The organism is Streptomyces sp. NPDC007162 (assembly GCF_040634175.1).
Lineage (GTDB): Bacteria > Actinomycetota > Actinomycetes > Streptomycetales > Streptomycetaceae > Streptomyces.
Map to the genome: position 1 here is coordinate 1 of NZ_JBEYFC010000143.1, position 19303 is coordinate 19303.

At 70.8% G+C, this 19303-nt stretch carries 18 protein-coding genes; 8 read left to right on the plus strand and 10 right to left on the minus strand.

Annotated elements, in window-relative coordinates; genetic code table 11:
• Both ABZ646_RS18935 and ABZ646_RS18940 read left to right on the plus strand, forming a co-directional pair.
• A partial coding sequence (locus ABZ646_RS18935) for an alpha amylase C-terminal domain-containing protein (protein ID WP_360519919.1) occupies positions 1–530 on the plus strand: 530 nt, incomplete at its 5' end.
• A 51-nt stretch (positions 531–581) separates the two neighbouring features.
• Positions 582–1448: a hypothetical protein gene (locus tag ABZ646_RS18940; protein WP_360519921.1), complete on the plus strand. Its 867-nt coding sequence runs from the start codon at positions 582–584 to the stop codon at positions 1446–1448.
• Here ABZ646_RS18940 and ABZ646_RS18945 read toward each other — a convergent pair.
• The 5 genes from ABZ646_RS18945 to ABZ646_RS18965 form a co-directional block, all read right to left on the minus strand.
• Complete coding sequence (locus tag ABZ646_RS18945; RefSeq protein WP_360519923.1) at positions 1435–3675, minus strand: UvrD-helicase domain-containing protein; 2241 nt, start codon at positions 3673–3675, stop codon at positions 1435–1437. The genes ABZ646_RS18940 and ABZ646_RS18945 overlap by 14 nt on opposite strands.
• Positions 3676–3855: 180 nt before the next feature.
• A complete protein-coding gene (locus ABZ646_RS18950) occupies positions 3856–4191 on the minus strand; it encodes a thioredoxin family protein (RefSeq protein ID WP_360519925.1) in 336 nt (111 codons plus the stop codon).
• Positions 4188–4616 (minus strand): MerR family transcriptional regulator, encoded by a 429-nt coding sequence (locus ABZ646_RS18955; RefSeq protein WP_360519927.1) that lies wholly within the window; start codon positions 4614–4616, stop codon positions 4188–4190. The genes ABZ646_RS18950 and ABZ646_RS18955 overlap by 4 nt, the downstream gene beginning before the upstream one ends.
• A gap of 29 nt (positions 4617–4645) precedes the next feature.
• A complete protein-coding gene (locus ABZ646_RS18960; RefSeq protein WP_360519929.1) occupies positions 4646–5419 on the minus strand; it encodes a DUF2127 domain-containing protein in 774 nt (257 codons plus the stop codon).
• Positions 5420–5623: 204 nt separating this feature from the next.
• Positions 5624–7024 carry a cation:dicarboxylase symporter family transporter gene (locus ABZ646_RS18965; RefSeq protein ID WP_360519953.1) on the minus strand — a complete coding sequence of 467 codons (1401 nt, stop codon included), beginning with the start codon at positions 7022–7024 and terminating at the stop codon, positions 5624–5626.
• 130 nt (positions 7025–7154) lie between these two features.
• Between ABZ646_RS18965 and ABZ646_RS18970 the strand changes: the two genes are divergently transcribed.
• From ABZ646_RS18970 to ABZ646_RS18980, 3 genes are all read left to right on the plus strand, one after another.
• Positions 7155–8783: a sensor histidine kinase gene (locus ABZ646_RS18970; RefSeq protein ID WP_360519931.1), complete on the plus strand. Its 1629-nt coding sequence runs from the start codon at positions 7155–7157 to the stop codon at positions 8781–8783.
• Entirely contained in the window at positions 8783–9466 is a 684-nt protein-coding gene (locus tag ABZ646_RS18975; protein ID WP_360519933.1) for a response regulator, read from the plus strand. Before ABZ646_RS18970 ends, ABZ646_RS18975 begins: the two co-directional genes overlap by 1 nt.
• Before the next feature lie 135 nt (positions 9467–9601).
• On the plus strand, positions 9602–10324 hold the full coding sequence (locus ABZ646_RS18980) for a helix-turn-helix transcriptional regulator (protein WP_360519935.1): 723 nt from the start codon (positions 9602–9604) through the stop codon (positions 10322–10324).
• Between the two features lie 11 nt (positions 10325–10335).
• On the opposite strand, the gene ABZ646_RS18985 is transcribed toward ABZ646_RS18980, so the two are convergent.
• Positions 10336–11361, minus strand: coding sequence for an ATP-dependent 6-phosphofructokinase (locus ABZ646_RS18985; RefSeq protein WP_360519937.1), 1026 nt, complete (start codon positions 11359–11361; stop codon positions 10336–10338).
• Between the two features lie 202 nt (positions 11362–11563).
• On the opposite strand from ABZ646_RS18985, the gene pta reads away from it, so the two are divergent.
• From pta to pyk, 3 genes are all read left to right on the plus strand, one after another.
• Entirely contained in the window at positions 11564–13651 is a 2088-nt protein-coding gene (pta, locus tag ABZ646_RS18990) for a phosphate acetyltransferase (protein WP_360519939.1), read from the plus strand.
• Complete coding sequence (locus ABZ646_RS18995) at positions 13648–14883, plus strand: acetate kinase (protein WP_360519941.1); 1236 nt, start codon at positions 13648–13650, stop codon at positions 14881–14883. The genes pta and ABZ646_RS18995 overlap by 4 nt, the downstream gene beginning before the upstream one ends.
• A gap of 80 nt (positions 14884–14963) precedes the next feature.
• A complete protein-coding gene (pyk, locus tag ABZ646_RS19000; protein ID WP_360519943.1) occupies positions 14964–16391 on the plus strand; it encodes a pyruvate kinase in 1428 nt (475 codons plus the stop codon).
• An 81-nt stretch (positions 16392–16472) separates the two neighbouring features.
• On the opposite strand, the gene ABZ646_RS19005 is transcribed toward pyk, so the two are convergent.
• The 4 genes from ABZ646_RS19005 to ABZ646_RS19020 form a co-directional block, all read right to left on the minus strand.
• A complete protein-coding gene (locus ABZ646_RS19005) occupies positions 16473–16835 on the minus strand; it encodes a hypothetical protein (RefSeq protein ID WP_360519945.1) in 363 nt (120 codons plus the stop codon).
• Positions 16836–16937: 102 nt separating this feature from the next.
• Positions 16938–17168, minus strand: coding sequence for a hypothetical protein (locus ABZ646_RS19010; RefSeq protein ID WP_360519947.1), 231 nt, complete (start codon positions 17166–17168; stop codon positions 16938–16940).
• Between the two features lie 330 nt (positions 17169–17498).
• Positions 17499–18857, minus strand: coding sequence for a hypothetical protein (locus ABZ646_RS19015; protein WP_360519949.1), 1359 nt, complete (start codon positions 18855–18857; stop codon positions 17499–17501).
• On the minus strand, positions 18847–19303 hold a 457-nt coding region (locus ABZ646_RS19020), incomplete at its 5' end, for a DUF6114 domain-containing protein (RefSeq protein WP_360519951.1). The genes ABZ646_RS19020 and ABZ646_RS19015, both read right to left, overlap by 11 nt.

Below are 19303 nucleotides of genomic sequence, written 5' to 3' on the forward strand. Positions count from 1 at the left end.
GCTTCATGTGGGCCCACCCCGGCAAGCAACTTCTGTTCATGGGGCAGGAGTTCGCGCAGGGCACGGAGTGGTCGGAGGCCCGCGGCCCGGACTGGTGGCTGCTGGACCCGGCGTACGGCGCCGAGGCCGACCACCGCGGCGTGCGGGACCTGGTCCGTGACCTCAACGCGGTGTACCGGGCGACCCCGGCGCTGTGGCAGCGGGACACCTCCCCCACCGGTTTCCGGTGGATCGCGGGCGACGCGGCCGAGGACAACGTCCTCGCGTTCCTCAGGTACGACGCGGACGGCGCCCCGCTGCTCGCGGTCTGCCACTTCTCCCCCGTGGTCCGCCACGACTACCGCCTCGGCGTCCCTGACGAGATCCCCGCCTGGCACGAGACCCTCAACACGGACGCGGCCCCCTACGGCGGCAGCGGAGTCACCAACCCCGACCCCGCGAAACCCGAGCACCACCCGGCGCACGGCCGGCCCACCAGCATCCGCCTGACCCTGCCCCCGCTGTCGACGCTGTGGCTGCGACCCGCCTAGCTCGTAGAGTGACGGGTCAACACGTCGTGCTAAAAGGGGAGTTCGAGGCACGTGAGACCTGGCAGATCATTGGCCGCCCTGCTGTGCACCGGCGCCGTCCTGTTACTGGGCGGCTGCGGCACAGTGGTGGCGGGACAGGGCGGAGGGGCCACCCCCACGGAGACCGGGCCGGTACCGTGGACCAACGTAAAGCCCTCGGTGGTCACCGCCGCCCGGCTCGCCGCCGACCACCGCACGCTGAGCCTCGACGCCCAGGTGCCCATCGGCGCACGCCCGTGTGTGCGGGACCTCAAGGCGGTGGACACCGACGCCGAGTACGGCGCCGTGCCGGGCGACGTGCATGTGCAGATCACCTACAGCACCCCCTATGGTGACCGGAGTTCCGGGTGCACCAAGGAGAAGACGGCCACGGCACGGGTACGGCTGCCCGAGCCGCTGGGCAAGCGCGAGCTGGTGGTCGACTACGACACGGTCTTCACCGCCGACGGCGCGAAGCCGCCCGCGCTGCGGCTGTGCGGGCAGCTCGGCTGCCATCCGCCGGCCACCGGCTGCACCGCGGCCTCCTACGACCAGGCGCTGATCGCCGTCGACGCGCCCATGCACTCCTACCCCGACGCCGACCACTGCGACGGCACCTGGCTGGTGCTGGACTTCTCCTGGCGCACCGGACCGGCGTGCGGCGACGACACCGAGGACTCCGCCTGCACGTCCCGCCTCAGCGACCGCCACTTCTTCCGCGCCGAGCGCTCCGGCTGGCGGCCGTTCTTCGAGACCTCGACCGGGGGTTGCGCGGCGGTGCAGCGCAGGGAACCGGCCTTCCCGACCGCGCTGTGCGCGTCGCTCGCGCCCCTGCCCGCCGCGCTGCACCCGAGCTACCCGCCGCCGTCGCCCAGCGGGAGTCCCGCTACGGCGCGGTGACCGCGGTGGCCAGTGCCTCCGGCAGTCCGTGCGTGTACAGCACGCCCAGCCGCTGGGTGGCCCGGGTCAGGGCGACGTAGAGGTCGCTCGTGCCGTAGCGGCCCGGCTCCACCACCAGGACCGAGTCGAACTCGAGGCCCTTGGCCTGGCGGGGGTCGAGCAGGACGACCGTGCGGGTCAGATCCGGCTCGGCGCCCGCCGTGACGCCGTCCAGCCGGGCGGCCAGCGCCCGGTGCAGGTCACGCGGGGCGACGACGGCCAGCCGGCCCTCGGCCGGGGTGAGTTCGGCGACCGCCTTGGCCACGGCCTCGGGCAGGTCGCCGTCGGCCCGGCGGATCCACGGCCGTACGCCCGTCGACCGGACCGAGCTCGGCGGTTCGAAGTCCGCGTGCTCGGCGCGGACCACGGCCGCCGCGAGGTCCATGATCTCGGACGGGGTGCGGTAGTTGACCCCGAGCCGGGTGTGCTCCCAGCGGTCCGCCACGTACGGTTCGAGGATCTCGGACCAGGAGCCGACGCCCGCCGCCTCCGCGGTCTGGGCCGGGTCGCCGACCAGGGTCATGGAGCGGGTCGGGCTGCGCCGCATGAGCAGGCGCCAGGCCATCGGGGAGAGCTCCTGGGCCTCGTCGACGATGATGTGCCCGAAGGCCCAGGTGCGGTCGGCGGCCGCCCGCTCGGCCGCGCTGCGGAAGTCCTCCTCCTCCTGGCGTTCGGCGAACCGCTCGGCGTCGATGATGTCGTGCGCGGAGAGGACCTCCGAGGCGTCGGGGTCGTCGTCCTCCTTGTCGTCGAACTCGTAGGTGCGGGAGGCGTAGGAGACGTCGAGGACGCCCTGCGCGTAGGCGATCTGCGTCTCGCGTTCGCGTTCGGCACGGGCGCGGGCGGCGCGTTCGTCGACGCCCAGCAGTTCGGCCGCCTCGTCGAGGAGGGGAACGTCCGAGACGGTCCAGGCCCGGGTGACCGGGCGGCGGACCGCGGCCGCGTCCTCGGCGCCGAGGTACCTCTCCGGCTCGGCGAGGAAGTCGGCGACCAGGCGCCGCGGGGTCAGCAGCGGCCACAACTGGTCGACGGCGGCCCAGACCTCGGGGTTCTCGGCGAGTTCGTCGCGGATCTGGGTGATGTCGGAGGCGTCGAGGAGACTGCTGCCGTCGAAGGGGTCGGTGCCGACCCGTTCCGCGTACAGCTCGGTGAGGGTGTTGAGGATGTGACCCTCGAAGTACTCGCGCGCCGCGTTGTGCGGGAGCCGGGCGGCCCGGGTGCGCTCGCGGGCCATGTTGACCAGGCCGTCGTCGAGCATCAGCACCTCGCGGTCGTGCTCGACGGTGATGACCGGATCGGGCAGCGCCTGCCGGTCGCGTACGACGGCGGCCAGCACGTCGGCCATGTCCGCGCGCCCCTTCACCGCGGCGGCCGCCGGGGTGTCCGCGGCCGTCGCCTTCACACCGGGGAACAGCTCCCCGACCGTCGCGAGGAGCACTCCGGTCTCGCCGAGCGAGGGCAGCACCTCGCCGATGTAGCCGAGGAAGGCGGGGTTCGGGCCGACGATCAGGACCGCCCGCTTGGCGAGCAGCTCCCGGTGTTCGTAGAGGAGGTAGGCGGCCCGGTGCAGCGCGACCGCGGTCTTCCCGGTCCCCGGGCCGCCCTCGACCACCAGCACTCCCCGGTGCGGCGCCCGGATGATCTCGTCCTGCTCGGCCTGGATGGTCTGCACGATGTCGTTCATCCGGCCGGTGCGGGCCGAGTTGAGGGCGGCGAGCAGCACGGCGTCGCCGGACGGGTCCTCGTGGCCGGTGCGCTCACGGTCGCCGAGGTCGAGGATCTCGTCGTGCAGGGAGACGACCCGGCGGCCGTCGGTGCCGATGTGCCGGCGGCGGCGCAGGCCCATCGGGGTGTGGCCGGTGGCCAGGTAGAAGGGACGGGCGACCGCGGCCCGCCAGTCGACGAGGACCGGGGTGCGCTCGGCGTCGTCCAGGCGCAGCCCGATCCGGCCGATGTGGTGCTTGGTACCGGAGGTCAGGTCGATCCGGCCGAAGCAGAGGGAGCCGTCGACGGCGTTCAGCGCGGCGAGCAGGCCGGAGCGTTCGGCGACCAGGATGTCCCGCTCCAGGCGGGCCTGCATCGGCTTGTCGCCGAGGGCGAGGGCGTCCGCGACCGAGCCCTCGGTGTCACCGCGCAGCGCGTCCACCCGTTCGTACAGTCCGTCGATGAATTCCTGCTCGTGCCGCAATTCATCATCTGGAAATTCGGTGTTTGACAATTCCGCTCCCGCCCGGATATACTGTGCCCACTGAACCTCTTCGCACTCCGATCGACTTTGCGGTCGATATGAAGTCACGAACTCTTGAATATACGCAAAGAAATCCCCCGAGCGCAATTGCCCGGGGGATTCCTCGTATCACGGAGCAGTTCAGCCCAGTATGTCGGCCAGCTCCTCGACCAGCCGCCGCTTCGGCCGCGCGCCCACCATCGAGCGCACCGGCTCACCGCCCCGGAACACAATGAAGGTGGGCATCGACAGCACCTTGTAGGCGTTGGTCGTCTCCGGATTGGTGTCCACGTCCAGCTGGACCACCTTCAGCCGGTCGCCCTCCTGCGCGGCCAGCGCCGTGAGCACCGGCCCCATCTGCCGGCACGGCGGGCACCAGTCAGCGGTGAACTCCACCAGCACCGGCACCTCGGACCCGATCACCTCCGCCGCGAAGTCCGCGTCCGTCACCTCGGCCACACCCGCCGCCTTGATCATGGGAAAGTCCCTCCCAGCTCGCACACCGGTTCCGGGCCCCCCGGAACCAACGCATCGGCGGCCAGCTCCGCCCGGGCCTGCTCGGCCCGCTCCAGCTGGGCCCCGACCGTCGCGCGCACGGCCTGCAACTCGCCGATCAGCGAGTCCAGCTCCGCCAGCTTGCGCCGGTAGACCGCGAGCGAGGCGGGGCACGTGTCGCCCTCCGGGTGCCCGGCCCGCAGACACTCCACGAACGGCCGGGTCTCCTCCAGCTCGAACCCGAAGTCCCGCAGCGTCCGGATCTGCCTGAGCAACAACAGGTCGCTCTCGTCGTACGTCCGGTGACCGTTCCCGGAACGCCGCGCGGGCAGCAGCCCGCGCGCCTCGTAGTACCGCAGGGTGCGCGTGGTGGTCCCGGCCCGTGCGGCCAGCTCGCCGATTCGCATGGGTACGACCGTAGGCGTTGACGTCGGCGTCAAGGCAAGGTCGGCTGCAGCCCGGCGGACTCCTCGACCTCCAGCAGCGAGGCGCTGTGCCGTTCCTCGTCGAAGGCCCGGCGCCCGCCGCGCAGCCCGAACAGCCGCTTGGCGAGGGCGATGTAGAGCACGGCGAGGATGTTCAGCACCAGAGTGGCGATCTTCAGATAGCTGACCTTCTCGGTGAGTTCCCAGACCTCCAGCGGCAGGAACGCGGCGGTGGCGACCACGGTCAGGTATTCGGCCCAGCGCTTGGCGTACCACAGGCCGACCGCCTCGACGAGTTCGATCAGCGCGTACGCCAGCAGCAGTCCCGCCACCAGCAGCAGGGTGGAATGCCGGTAACCGAAGGCCTTCTGGATGGAGCCGACGACCGGTGAATGGTCGAGGTCGTAGTGGAAGTGCCGGAAGACCGGCCGGAAGGTGTTCAGGTACTCGTTGAACAGCCGGCGCACCGCGTCCTGGCTGTTGGAGAATCTCCACACCGCCACCGCGACCAGCACGATGAACACCCCGCGCACGGCCCGCTCGACCGCCAGGAAGCGCAGGATGAACAGGTCCCGCAGCACCTTCCCGCGCGGCACGAGCGGGGCGTCGGCGGCCGGCCCCGAGCCGTGCGGCTCGCCGAGGACGAAGTCCCCGCAGCGCAGACACCGCCACACGTCCCCGATCGCGGTCTGGGCGTGCAGCCGCACCCGCAGCCGCGGGTCGTCCGGTGCGTAGGTGACATGCCCCTTGCGCGCACAGTGCCGCCGATCCCAGTCGATCTTCATCCCCCGAGCCTCCACATGCCGCGTGCCGTTCCCGTTGAACAGGAACGGCACGTTAGTGGATGCGGGTGACAAGCGGGAGCGAGGGGTGGTCAAGCCTCCGGGCGGCTGGGCAACAGGGGGAGTCCCAGCCGCCCGGAGAGCGGTGACCGGACGGCCGGCCCGGGTTCAGGCCGAGCCGGACGCCCGGTGGTCCGGTCGGAGCTCTCAGGCCTTGGCCAGTTCCTCGCGCTGCTCGGGGAGCTCCGGCGGCTCGGGCGTGCCGGTCTCGCCGCCCTCGTCCAGCAGCGTCTTCTCGTCGAACGGCAGCTCACCGGCGAGCACCTGCTGCATCCGGGCCTTGTCGATGTCCTTGGTCCAGGTGCCGATCAGGACGGTGGCGACGGAGTTGCCCGCGAAGTTCGTCAGGGCACGGGCCTCGCTCATGAAGCGGTCGATGCCGACGATCAGTCCGACGCCGTCGACCAGCGCGGGCTTGTGCGACTGCAGACCGCCGGCCAGCGTGGCGAGGCCGGCGCCGCTGACGCCCGCCGCGCCCTTGGAGGCCAGCAGCAGGAAGAGCAGCAGCGGGATCTGCTCACCGAGCGACATCGGCGTGCCGAGGGCGTCGGCGATGTAGAGGGACGCCATGGTCATGTAGATCATGGTGCCGTCGAGGTTGAAGGAGTAGCCGGTGGGGACGGTGATGCCGACCACGGCCTTGCTGACACCCAGGTGCTCCATCTTCGCGATGAGCCGCGGCAGCGCGGACTCGGAGGAGGAGGTGGACAGGATGAGCAGGAACTCCCGGGCGAGGTACTTGAACAGCGTGAAGATGTTCAGTCCCGCGACCAGCCGCAGCAGGGCGCCGAGCACGATGAAGACGAAGAGCACACAGGTCACGTAGAAGCCGAGCATCAGCACGGCGAGGCTCTTGAGGGCGTCGATCCCGGCGGAGCCGACGACGGCCGCGATGGCGCCGAAGGCACCGATCGGGGCGGCCCACATGATCATGCCCAGGATGCGGAAGACGAGCCGCTGAATGTGCTCGACACCGCGCAGCACCGGCTGTCCGACCGAGCCCATGGCCTGCAGCGCGAACCCGGCGAGCAGCGCGATGAGCAGCGTCTGCAGCACCTGGCCCTCGGTGAAGGCGGACACGAAGGTCGTCGGGATGATCGACAGGACGAAGTCGACGGGGCCGAGCGCCTCGGAGTCGACCTGGCTGTGCCCGGTGGCCTTGAGGGCCTCGGTGAGGTGCAGGCCGTCGCCGGGGTGCAGGACGTTGCCGACGACCAGGCCGATGGCCAGCGCGACCAGGGACATCACCAGGAAGTAGCCGAGGGCGATACCGCCGACGGCGCCGACCTTGGCGGCCTTTCGTACGGATCCGATCCCGAGCACGATCGTGCAGAAGATGATCGGCGAGATCATCATCTTGATCAGGTTGACGAAGCCGGTTCCGAGGGGCTTGAGCTCGACTCCGGCGTCGGGCCAGATCAGGCCCACCGCGATACCGAGCGCCACGGCGACGATCACCGCGATGTAGAGGTAGTGGGTGCGGTCTCTCCTGGCGGGTGCGGCTGGTGCCGTAGGCGTCGGCGTCACGGCTCGCCTCCTTGACGTCATCGTCGGTACGACCGGCGTGCGGCTCACGTCCGGACTTGCGGGGGGATGCCGTGACTATCTCCCGGTCTGTGAGGGCGGTCACCCTTCCGTTCATTTAGTTCTCGGTTCATCCCAGGGGCACACTGCTGACATGCGCTTCCCGTCCGTCCCCCGGCCCCGCAGCCTCGCCGGCCAGCTCTTCGCGATGCAGGCCGTGCTGATAGCGGTGCTGGTCGCGGGATACGCGCTGTTCAGCTACGTCAGCGACCGCCACCAGGCGCAGGAGGCGGCGACCCGGCAGGCGACGGCGGTGGCCCGGTCGGTGGCGGACTCGCCGTCGGTGCGTACGGCGATCCACACGCCGGACCCCTCCGCGCAGCTCCAGCCGTACGCCCTCCAGGTCATGCGGGACACCGAGGTCGACTTCGTCACGATCATGACCCCGGACGGCATCCGCTGGACCCACCCCGACCCCGGCCAGATCGGCAGGCGTTACCTCGGCCACATCGACGCGGCCCAGCACGGCCGCACCTACAGCGAGACCTACAAGGGCACGCTCGGCGCGTCGGTGCGCACGGTGACGCCCGTGACGGAGAACGGCCGGGTGATCGGCCTGGTGAGCGCCGGCATCCGGGTGGAGGCGATCAGCCGGCGGGTCCAGGAGCAGGTGACGGCGCTGCTCGGGGTGGCGGCCGGGGCACTGGTGCTGGGCGCGGTCGGGACGTACGTCGTCAACGCCCGGCTCCGCCGCCACACCCACGGCATGAACGCGGCGGAGCTGAGCCGCATGCACGACTACCACCAGGCGGCGCTGCACGCGGTGCGCGAGGGCCTGCTGATGCTGGACGGCCAGTACCGGGTGGCGCTGATCAACGACGGGGGCCGGGAACTGCTGGGCGTGGGCCCGGAAGGGGAGGTCGTGGGCAGCTCGGTGGCCGAGCTCGGGCTGCCGGCCCCGCTCACGGGCGCGCTGCTGTCCTCCGAGCCGCGCATGGACGAGGTGCACCTGACGGCGGACCGCGTCCTCGTGGTGAACACCTCCCCGGTGTCGGGCGGCGAGCGCCGCGGCACCGTCGTGACCCTCCGGGACGTCACGGAACTCCAGTCGCTGATGGGCGAGCTGGACTCGGAGCGGGGCTTCACACAGGCGCTGCGCTCGCAGGCCCACGAGGCGGCGAACCGGCTGCACACGGTCGTCTCGCTGATCGAACTGGGCCGGGCCGAGGAGGCGGTGGACTTCGCGACGGCCGAGCTGGAACTGGCGCAGGCGCTGACCGACCAGGTGGTGGCGGCGGTCGGCGAACCGGTCCTCGCCGCGCTGCTGCTGGGCAAGACCGCCCAGGCCAACGAGCGGGGCGTGGAGCTGGTGGTCTCGGAGGAGAGCCGGCTGGATGACGGTTTGCTACCGGAGAGCCTGTCGGCCCGCGATCTGGTGACCATCCTCGGCAACCTGATCGACAACGCGGTGGACGCGGCCCAGGGGTCGGTGGGGGCGCGCGTGACAGTGACCGCCTACGCGGAGGACGCCGAGCTGGTGATGAGGGTGACGGACACGGGGGCGGGGGTGGACCCCGCGCACGCCGAGCTGGTCTTCCAGCGCGGTTTCACGACGAAGCCGGCGGGACCCGGCGGCCGGGGGCTGGGCCTGGCGCTCGTGCGGCAGGCGGTCGGGCGTCTGGAGGGGACGCTGACGGTGACGGAGGCCCCCGGGGGCGGCGCGGTGTTCGAGGTACGGCTGCCGTTGCGGGCGGCACGGCCGGTGTCCGGGGGTGGGGCGTGATGACCGGTGACCCGATCCGGGTGCTCGTCGTCGAGGACGATCCGGTGGCCGCGGACGCGCATGTGATGTACGTGGGCCGGGTGCCGGGGTTCGTGGCGGTCGGCAAGGCGCACACCGGGGCGGAGGCGCGCCGGATCCTCGACCGCACCCCGGTGGACCTGCTGCTCCTCGACCTGCACCTGCCGGACGTGCACGGTCTGCAGTTCGCCCGCTCGCTGCGGGCGGCGGGCCATCAGGCGGACGTCATAGCGGTGACGTCGGCACGGGACCTGGCGGTGGTGCGCGAGGGCGTCTCGCTGGGTGTCGTCCAGTACGTCCTGAAGCCGTTCACCTTCGCGACGCTCCGGGACCGGCTGACCCGGTACTCGGAGTTCCGGGGGGCGGCGGGCGAGGCGAGCGGGCAGGACGAGGTGGACCGGGCCCTGGCGGCGCTGCGCGCCCCGTCGCCCGCGGCGCTCCCCAAGGGGCTGAGCGCGCCGACGCTGGAACGGGTGACGGTCGCGTTGCGGGAGGCCGAGGAGGGCCTGACGGCCGCGGCGCTGGCGGAGGGCGTGGGGATCTCCCGGATCACGGCCCGCCGCTACCTGGAGCACCTGGTGGAGGCGGGCCGAGCGAGCCGGAGCCCGCTGTACGGGCAGGTGGGGAGGCCGGAGTTGGTGTACCGGTGGGCGCGGGGGCGGTAGCGGGCCGAGCACGGCGCGGCGCCGTCAAGGGGCGAACAGGTCGATCATGCGATCGAAACCGTACGTTCCTACCATCCGTGTTCCTGGCCGAACGGACCGTAGTCAGTTCGGCCGCACACCCCTACCTTGTCGGCTGTGCGCCGACCCCCCGCTCTGCCGAACCAGCCAGGTCCCCCCTTCAACGCCCCCGCCGCCCGCAGACTGCGGTCCGCGCTCGGCATGGGGCCCGAGCACGTGGCCCACGACCTGCGGGCGTCGTACGGGATGCCGTACGCCACGCCCGATCTCGTGCGGGCCTGGGAACAGGGGGCCGTGACCCCGACCAGCCCCGAACTCACCGCCCTCGCCGGGGCGTTGTGGTGCTCCCCGGGCGACCTGATCGGCCGGCCGCGGACGCTGCGGGAGCACCGCATCGCCCGGGGCGTCGCACCGGAGGACGTGGCGATGGCCGTCGGTCTCGACCTCCTCCCCTACCTGGAGATGGAGGAGGCCGAGGACTGGCGGGGCACGGAGCGGCAGTCCGTGGTCCTCGCCGACCTCCTGCACCTGTCCCTGCCGGACTTCGTCACCGTCACGGGGAAGGAGGAGAAGCTGGCCGAGCTGCTCCGCGGCGCGGTCACCACCCGCTGGCAGGCGCACGTCCGCCAGGTGAGCAAGCTGGTCCCCCTGGACAGACACCTGATCGAGACCACCCTGCGCGAACTCCACGAGGAGTACCAGGGCCGCATGACGGCAACGCTGTCATGGGCCGACTCACCCGTGTCAGCGCAGGCCCGACAGCTGGGCGAGGACTTCCTGGCGCGGATCGTCACCCACTTCTGGACCGCGACGGAGAAGGGGACTCCTGAACCCCCCTGACCGAACCCGCCCTAGAAAACGGACTCCGCCTCGTCCATCCGGTCCTTCGGCACCGTCTTCAACTCGGTCACCGCCTCCGCGAGCGGCACCATCACGATGTCGGTCCCCCGCAACGCGGTCATCCTCCCGAACTCCCCCCGGTGCGCCGCCTCCACCGCGTGCCACCCGAACCGGGTCGCGAGCACCCGGTCGTACGCCGTGGGCGTCCCGCCCCGCTGGACGTGCCCGAGGATGACCGGCTTGGCCTCCTTGCCGAGCCGCCGCTCCAGCTCGTACGCCAGTGCCGTACCGATGCCCTGGAACCGCTCGTGACCGTACTGGTCGATCGCGCCCTTGCCGTAGTCCATCGTGCCCTCGGCGGGATGGGCGCCCTCCGCCACGCACACCACGGCGAACTTCTTGCCGCGGGCGAACCGCTCCTCGACCATCTTCACCAGGTCGGCGGGGTCGAAGGGCCGCTCGGGCAGGCAGATGCCGTGCGCGCCCGCCGCCATCCCGGACTCCAGGGCGATCCAGCCGGCGTGCCGGCCCATCACCTCGACGACCATCACCCGCTGGTGGGACTCGGCGGTGGTCTTGAGCCGGTCCATCGCCTCCGTGGCGACGCCCACCGCGGTGTCGAAGCCGAAGGTGCGGTCGGTGGAGGAGATGTCGTTGTCGATGGTCTTCGGGACGCCCACCACGGGCAGACCGGCGTCGGACAGCATGCGTGCCGCCGTCAGGGTGCCCTCGCCGCCGATCGGGATCAGCGCGTCGATGCCGAACTCGGCCACCATGTCGGTGGCCCGGTCGCACGCCTCGCGCAGCCGGTCCCGCTCCAGTCGCGACGAGCCCAGGATCGTGCCGCCGAGGGCCAGGATGCCGCCGACGTCGTCCAGGTCGAGGGGGCGGTAGTGGCTGTCGAGCAGACCCCGGAAACCGTCCTCGAAACCGATGACCTCGTCGTCGTACTGGGCGACCGCGCGGTGCACCACCGATCGGATGACGGCGTTCAGGCCGGGGCAGTCGCCGCCTGCGGTGAGAACTCCGATACGCATGGTGGTGTGTCTCCTGCTCGCTGTCGTGACCGATGAGCCGATCCGATTGTTTCATGGCATACAGGGCGATGAAATCCTGACGGGCGCCTTATCCGGCACCGGGGGTATTGTCAAGAGGGATCTGCTCACCTTGGTGGGCGATTTTTATGCCGAGTTTTGTGTCGAGTTTTGTGCTGATACGCAGGGAACGGAGTGTGCACACGTGACGCGCAGCGTGTACGTGACCGGGATCGACCGCGGCGACGGCCGGCAGGTCGTCGAGCTGGGCGTGATGGAGCTGCTGACCCGGCAGGTCGACCGGGTGGGGGTGTTCCGGCCCCTCGTCCACGACGGTCCCGACCGGCTGTTCGAGCTGCTGCGTGCGCGGTACCGCCTCTCCCAGGACCCGGCCACGGTGTACGGCATGGACTACCACGAGGCGTCCGCCCTCCAGGCCGAACAGGGCGTCGACGAACTGGTCTCCACGCTCCTGGACCGCTTCCACCTGGTGGCCCGTGACTACGACGTGGTCCTGGTCCTCGGCACCGACTACGCCGACACCCAGTTCCCCGACGAGCTGTCCCTCAACGCCCGGCTGGCCAACGAGTTCGGCGCCTCGGTGATCCCGGTGGTCGGCGGCCGCGGGCAGAACGCGGAGTCGGTGCTCGCGGAGACCCGCAACGCGTTCCGGGCGTACGACGGCCTCGGCTGCGACGTGCTGGCGATGGTCGCCAACCGGGTGGCCCGCGAGGACCGCGACGAGATAGCCGAGCGGATCACCGGACGGCTCCCGGTGCCGGTGTACGTGCTGCCGGACGAGCCCGCGCTCTCCGCGCCGACGGTCGCCCAGATCACGCAGGCGCTCGACGCGAAGGTGCTGCTCGGCGACGACTCGGGGCTGGCCCGGGACGCGCTGGACTTCGTGTTCGGCGGGGCGATGCTGCCGAGTTTCCTGCCCGCCCTGACCCCGGGCTGCCTGGTCGTGACCCCGGGCGACCGCGCGGACCTGGTCGTCGGTGCGCTGGCCGCGCACAGCGCCGGCACCCCGCCGATAGCCGGTGTGCTGCTCACCCTGGGCGAGCGGCCCACCGACGGGATCCTGACCCTCGCCGCCCGGCTCGCCCCGGGGACCCCGGTGATCTCCGTGCCCGGCAACAGCTTCCCGACCGCCGCGCAGCTGTTCGCCCTGGAGGGCAAGCTGAACGCGGCCACCCCGCGCAAGGCGGAGACGGCGCTCGGCCTGTTCGAGCGGCACGTCGACACCGCCGGCCTCGACAAGCGGGTCTCGGCGCCGAGCACCGGCCGCCTCACCCCGATGATGTTCGAGCACAAGCTCCTGGAGCAGGCCCGCTCCGACAGGCGGCGGGTCGTCCTGCCGGAGGGCACCGAGCCACGGGTGCTGCACGCGGCGGAGGTGCTGCTGCGCCGGGGCGTGTGCGACCTGACCCTGCTCGGCCCGGTCGACCAGATCCGCAAGAAGGCCGCCGACCTCGGTATCGACCTCGGCGACGCCCAGCTGATCGACCCGGCCACCTCCGAACTGCGGGACTCCTTCGCCGAGCAGTACGCGCTGCTGCGCGCCCACAAGGGCGTGACCGTGGAGCTCGCGTACGACGTGGTCTCCGACGTCAACTACTTCGGCACCCTGATGGTCCAGGAGGGGCTGGCCGACGGCATGGTGTCGGGTTCGGTGCACTCGACGGCGGCGACCATCCGGCCGGCGTTCGAGATCATCAAGACCCGGCCGGGGTCGTCGATCGTGTCCTCGGTGTTCTTCATGTGCCTCGCCGACAAGGTGCTGGTGTACGGCGACTGCGCGGTCAACCCGGACCCGAACGCCGAGCAACTGGCCGACATCGCCATCCAGTCGGCCGCCACCGCGGCCCAGTTCGGGGTGGCGCCGCGGATCGCGATGCTGTCGTACTCGACGGGTACCTCGGGTTCCGGCGCCGACGTCGACAAGGTGCGGGAGGCGACCGAGCTGGCGCGCTCGCGGCGGCCCGACCTGATGATCGAGGGCCCGATCCAGTACGACGCGGCCGTGGAGCCGTCCGTGGCCGCCACCAAGCTGCCGGACTCCGAGGTCGCCGGGCAGGCGAGCGTGCTGATCTTCCCGGACCTGAACACCGGCAACAACACCTACAAGGCGGTGCAGCGGTCGGCCGGCGCGATCGCGGTGGGACCGGTCCTCCAGGGGCTGCGCAAGCCCGTCAACGACCTGTCCCGGGGTGCCCTCGTCCAGGACATCGTCAACACCGTCGCCATCACGGCGATCCAGGCCCAGAACCCGAGCGAGAAGGCAGCCCAGTGAGCCCCAGTCGTGTCCTCGTCCTCAACTCCGGCTCCTCGTCGGTGAAGTACCAGCTGCTGGACATGCACGGTGGGGGCCGGCTGGCGACGGGCCTGGTCGAGCGGATCGGCGAGCAGACCTCGCGGCTGAAGCACACCTGCCTGGTCGGTGGCGGGAGCCGGGAGCAGAACGGGCCGATCGCGGACCACGAGGCCGCCCTGAAGGCGGTGGCGGAGGAACTGGCGAAGGACGGGCTCGGGCTCGACTCGCCGGAGCTGGCCGCGATCGGGCACCGGGTGGTGCACGGCGGGATGTTCTTCACCGAGCCGACGGTGATCGACGACGCGGTGCTCACCGAGATCGAGCGGCTGATCCCGGTCGCCCCGCTGCACAACCCGGCCAACCTGACCGGTATCCGCACCGCGCAGGCGCTGCGTCCGGACCTGCCGCAGGTCGCCGTCTTCGACACGGCGTTCCACACGACCATGCCGGAGGCGGCGGCCCGCTACGCCATCGACCCGAAGATCGCCGACCGGCACCGGGTCCGCCGCTACGGCTTCCACGGCACCTCGCACGCCTATGTGTCGCGGGAGACCGCGCGGCTGCTGGGGAAGTCACCGGAAGAGGTGAACGTGATCGTGCTGCACCTGGGCAACGGGGCGTCCGCCGCGGCGGTCCGCGGCGGCCGGTGCGTGGACACCTCCATGGGGATGACGCCTTTGGAGGGGCTCGTGATGGGAACCCGTTCCGGCGATCTGGACCCGGCCGTCATTTTCCATTTGGCGCGTGTTGGCGGAATGTCCATGGACGAGATCGACACTCTTCTCAACAAGGGGAGCGGTCTGTTCGGGCTGTGCGGTGACAACGACATGCGGGAGATCCGGCGCCGGATCGACGAGGGCGACGAACAGGCGAAGCTCGCCTTCGACATCTACATTCACCGTCTGAAGAAGTACATCGGCGCCTACTACGCGGTGCTCGGCCGGGTGGACGCGGTGACGTTCACGGCGGGCGTCGGGGAGAACGCGGCACCCGTGCGGGAGGCCGCCCTGGCCGGGCTCGACGCGCTGGGGCTGGCCGTCGACCCGGCGGCGAACGCCGTCCGGGCGGACGGGCCGCGGCTGATATCCCCGGCGGGTGCGCGGGTGGCCGTCGCCGTGGTGCCGACGGACGAGGAACTGGAGATCGCCGAGCAGACGTACGCGCTGGTCGAAAGTAAACCCGGAAGTAACCCCGGCCCTGCCGGTGAATAACAGCTGAGCATATCGGCGCCCATTTGTATCTTCCGCCAGACGGAATATTCCGCAGCGAAACAAACCGATAGGATCGCCCCATGCGCCGTTCGAAAATCGTCTGTACTCTCGGCCCCGCGGTCGACACCCACGAGATGCTCGTCGCCATGATCGAGGCGGGTATGAACGTGGCCCGGTTCAACTTCAGCCACGGCTCCCACGCCGAGCACCAGGGGCGGTACGACCGCGTCCGGGCCGCCGCCAAGGAGACCGGGCGCGCCATCGGCGTCCTCGCCGACCTGCAGGGCCCGAAGATCCGCCTGGAGACCTTCGCCGAGGGACCGGTGGAGCTCGAGCGCGGTGACGAGTTCGTCATCACGACCGAGGACGTCCCGGGCGACAAGACCATCTGCGGTACGACCTACAAGGGCCTGCCGGGCGACGTCTCGCGCGGCGACCAGATCCTCATCAACGACGGCAACGTCGAGCTGAAGGTCCTGGACGTCGAGGGCCCGCGGGTGAAGACGATCGTCATCGAGGGCGGTGTCGTCTCCGACCACAAGGGCATCAACCTGCCCGGCGCGGCCGTCAACGTGCCGGCGCTGTCCGAGAAGGACGTCGAGGACCTGCGGTTCGCGCTGCGCATGGGCTGTGACATGGTCGCGCTGTCCTTCGTGCGGGACGCCAAGGACGTCGACGACGTCCACAAGGTGATGGACGAGGAGGGCCGCCGGGTCCCCGTCATCGCCAAGGTGGAGAAGCCGCAGGCGGTGGAGAACATGGAGGGCGTCGTGATGGCGTTCGACGCCGTCATGGTGGCCCGTGGCGACCTGGCCGTCGAGTACCCGCTCGAGAAGGTCCCCATGGTGCAGAAGCGGCTCATCGAACTGTGCCGGCGCAACGCCAAGCCGGTGATCGTGGCGACCCAGATGATGGAGTCGATGATCACCAACTCCCGGCCGACCCGCGCCGAGGCCTCCGACGTGGCCAACGCGATCCTGGACGGCGCCGACGCGGTCATGCTGTCGGCGGAGTCCTCGGTCGGCGCCTACCCGGTCGAGACCGTCAAGACGATGTCGAAGATCGTCGCGGCGGCCGAGCAGGAGCTGCTGAGCAAGGGCCTGCAGCCGCTCGTCCCCGGCAAGAAGCCGCGTACGCAGGGTGGCTCGGTGGCCCGTGCGGCCTGCGAGATCGCCGACTTCCTCGGCGGCCGCGGCCTGGTCGCCTTCACGCAGTCCGGTGACACGGCCCGCCGTCTCTCCCGCTACCGCGCCCAGCAGCCGATCATCGCCTTCACCACCGACGAGAACACCCGCAACCAGCTCACCCTCAGCTGGGGCGTGGAGTCGCACGTGGTGCCGTTCGTCAACAGCACGGACGAGATGGTCGACATGGTCGACCAGGAGATCGCGAAGATCAAGCGCTTCCACCCCGGCGACACCGTGATCATCACGGCCGGCTCGCCCCCCGGCGTCCCCGGCACCACCAACATGCTCCGCGTCCACCACATCGGCGGCATCAACAAGTGACGCCCCGGTAAGGGACTTCGTACGACGCCGAGGGCGCCCCCTGCGACAGGGGGCGCCCTCAGTCATGTCACCGCGGCCGGCTTAGGCCACGGTGACGACCCCGGTCAGCACCCGGTAGTGGTCGATGGGGTTGTCGCTGTCGCAGGCAGCCCAGGCCTGCTTCAGCGCCTCGACCCCGGTGCGGAACTCCAGCGAGTCCGGCTCGGGCGCCTTGGTGGCGAAACCGCCGAAGCGCAGGAAGGTGGCGACGTCGTTGGCCGAGGAGTGGCCCAGGTTGCTCGTGTCGAGCACCTTCTTGGCCTGGTCCAGAGACGCCTGGTCGGGGAGCGGGGCGGGGTCGTCCTTGGCCTTGCCGTACAGCTTCTGCTGCGCGCCAAGGGTGAAGGTGACGATGTCCGCGCCGAACTCGGGGGCCCAGAAGTCCCGGCCGTTCGCGGAGTTCACCGAGCGGTACGGCTTGTTGGTGTCGTCCAGTTGGGTCTGACGGTCCCGGAACGCGTTCAGGGCGGCGATGCCCGCGTCCTGGTCGAGGACGGCGGCCTGGCCTCACTCGCCGCCCAGAGCGTCCGGCGTCACGAAGGCGCGCGGTCCGGCGTCCGTACCGGTGAGCTTGGCCGCTGCGGCCGCCTTGAGGTCGGGGCCGCCGAAGTCACCGCCTGTCCCGCCTGGCAACGGTCCGCGGCGGGCCTGGGCGCCCAGGCTGATGCGCAGGGTGCGCTGGTAGGGGTTGGCCGGGTTGTCGCCGGGCTCGTCCGCGGCGGCGGGGACCGCGTGCACGAGTCCGCCGAGCAGCGCGGCAGCGGTGGCGAGCGCCGTGCCGGCGATGCCCGCCGGAGCCGCCTTCCCCCGGTGCGTCCGTATCTGTTCCTTCGTGCCGTTCGCACGTCCGTTCCCTCCTCTGGATGGTCAGTCCGTCAGTCGGTCCGCATGGAAAGCGGGCAGGACGCAGCAAAGGATGAAAAAGGCACAGATCCCCCTCTGGCATGCGGTCGACACGTCACCCCCGCCCCCTCCCCCAGGGGGCAGTGAACGCGACTGTGCCCCGCCGAGTTGGTACTCGGCGGGGCACAGTCTCCTCGCGGCTCCCGAACGGCTTCGTGGTGGAGCTCAGTTGGTTCCGTCGGTCGTGTACACGTGCATCCCGGGCACGTGCAGGGTGCCTCCGAACTGGCCCGCCTGCACGACCTTCACGTTGGTGAAGTAGATCAGCGGGATGTTCAGCGGCGGCGGGTTGTCCGGGCTGAACGTGATCGGGATCAGGCCGAAGAGGTTGCCGGAGATCGACTCCGTGTACATCGTCGTGTCGCCGTCGCGGATCGTGGACGTCGAACCGGAGGCCGCCTGCACGTGGTAGGTCTTGCCGATCTTCGTGTCCTTGACCGTCTGGTGCAGGTCACCGATGTCGGTGCCGCCCGAGATGACGTACTTCAGTACCTTCTTCGTCTTGCCGCCGGCCGTCCGCACCTCGACGATGCCCTGGTAGTCGGCGCTCTTCAGGGTCAGCGAGCTGGCGCTGAGGTACCAGGGGTCGTCCGCGACCGCGACCTTGTTGTCGACGCCGCTCACGTCGTCGGTGGCGGCCTTGCAGTCGTCCGCCGACGCACTGGAACTCGCGGACGGGCTCGGCGAGGCGCTGGACGTGGCGTCACCGGCCGCCTTGGTGGCGTCCTTGGCGACCTCACCGGCCGCCTTGGTCGCCGTGTCGGTGGTGTCCTTGACGGTGTCCGTGACCTTCTTGACGGTCTTGGACACGGTGTCGGAGCCGCTGTCCTTGCTCGACGACGAGGCCGTGGAGGACGTGGACGACGACGAGTCGGCGGACGCCGAGGCCGACGGCGACGGGGTGGCGCTCGCCGTGGAGTCCGACGAGGACGAATCCGTGCTGCCGCCGCCGAGGATGCCGGTGATGGCGTTCCCGATGGAGTCCAGCAGGCCACCGCCACTGCTGCTGCTCGCGGAGGCGGACGACGACGGGGTGGCGGTCGCCTCGGAGCCGGACGAACCCGAGGACGAGCCCGAACCGTCCGACGCGGAGGACGACTTGGACGCGGACGGCGTCGGCTTCGCCGCGTCGTCGGAACCTGAATCCGACGAGGACGACGAGCCGGACGACGACGTCGAGTCCTTGGTGCCGGACGACGCGGTGGCCGAAGGTGTCGCCGAGTCCGTGGCCTTGTCGCTCGCGCTCGCCGAGGCGGAGTCCAGGGCGGAGACGCAGTCCTTGTAGTCCTCGGCGAGGCTCTTCGACGACGCCGACGACGTGTTGTTCGTGTCCGCGATGGCGAGCGTCGAGGTGAAGCCCATGCCCATGATGACAGCCGTCGGCATCGCCACGGAGGCTATCGCCTTGCCGGCCGGCATCTGGAACCTGGTGAACAGCGGCCTCTTGGGTGCCGCATGGCGCGGCCCGGTTCTCACACGGGACTCGTCCACCTCGGTCCCGTGGGTCACCTCGTCAGCCGGCACTGTGCCTCCCGTTCGCCCCGTTCATCGGGCTCGTTCCTGACAGGTCGTTCGACTCCACGCCGTCCGGGCCCGGGTAGTAGGCGGCCTGCTCCGGGGCGTCGTCCCCGGCCGGCGGGATCTCGCCCTCCGGCTGCGGCTTCGAGGGCGCACCCGGGGACCAGGCCACGGCCATCGCTCCGCCGACCAGGGCGAGCAGGAAGCCCATGACGAAACCGCCGAAGTTGGACACGGGGAGGGACACCAGCGCCAGCAGGATCGCGGCGACTCCCGCGAACGTGCGGATGTGCCTCTGATACCAGAGGCTGATGCCCAGGACGACGAGCAGCACGCCGATGATCAGGGACCCGGCACCCGCGGTGGTCGCCATCGCCACCGTGAGGTTGCTGTGCGGGTCGGAGAGCCCGGCGAAGCCGGTGACGGTGCCGCGGGCCGAGCGCGTTCCCGGC

Excerpts from the sequence above, each read along its gene's own strand:
- ABZ646_RS18970 (WP_360519931.1), top strand. The coding sequence starts at position 7,155 with ATGCGCTTCCCGTCCGTCCCCCGGCCCCGCAGCCTCGCCGGCCAGCTC.
- ABZ646_RS18960 (WP_360519929.1), bottom strand. The coding sequence starts at position 5,419 with ATGAAGATCGACTGGGATCGGCGGCACTGTGCGCGCAAGGGGCATGTC.
- ABZ646_RS18965 (WP_360519953.1), bottom strand. The coding sequence starts at position 7,024 with ATGACGTCAAGGAGGCGAGCCGTGACGCCGACGCCTACGGCACCAGCC.
- ABZ646_RS18975 (WP_360519933.1), top strand. The coding sequence starts at position 8,783 with ATGACCGGTGACCCGATCCGGGTGCTCGTCGTCGAGGACGATCCGGTG.
- pyk (WP_360519943.1), top strand. The coding sequence starts at position 14,964 with ATGCGCCGTTCGAAAATCGTCTGTACTCTCGGCCCCGCGGTCGACACC.
- ABZ646_RS18955 (WP_360519927.1), bottom strand. The coding sequence starts at position 4,616 with ATGCGAATCGGCGAGCTGGCCGCACGGGCCGGGACCACCACGCGCACC.
- ABZ646_RS18950 (WP_360519925.1), bottom strand. The coding sequence starts at position 4,191 with ATGATCAAGGCGGCGGGTGTGGCCGAGGTGACGGACGCGGACTTCGCG.
- ABZ646_RS18985 (WP_360519937.1), bottom strand. The coding sequence starts at position 11,361 with ATGCGTATCGGAGTTCTCACCGCAGGCGGCGACTGCCCCGGCCTGAAC.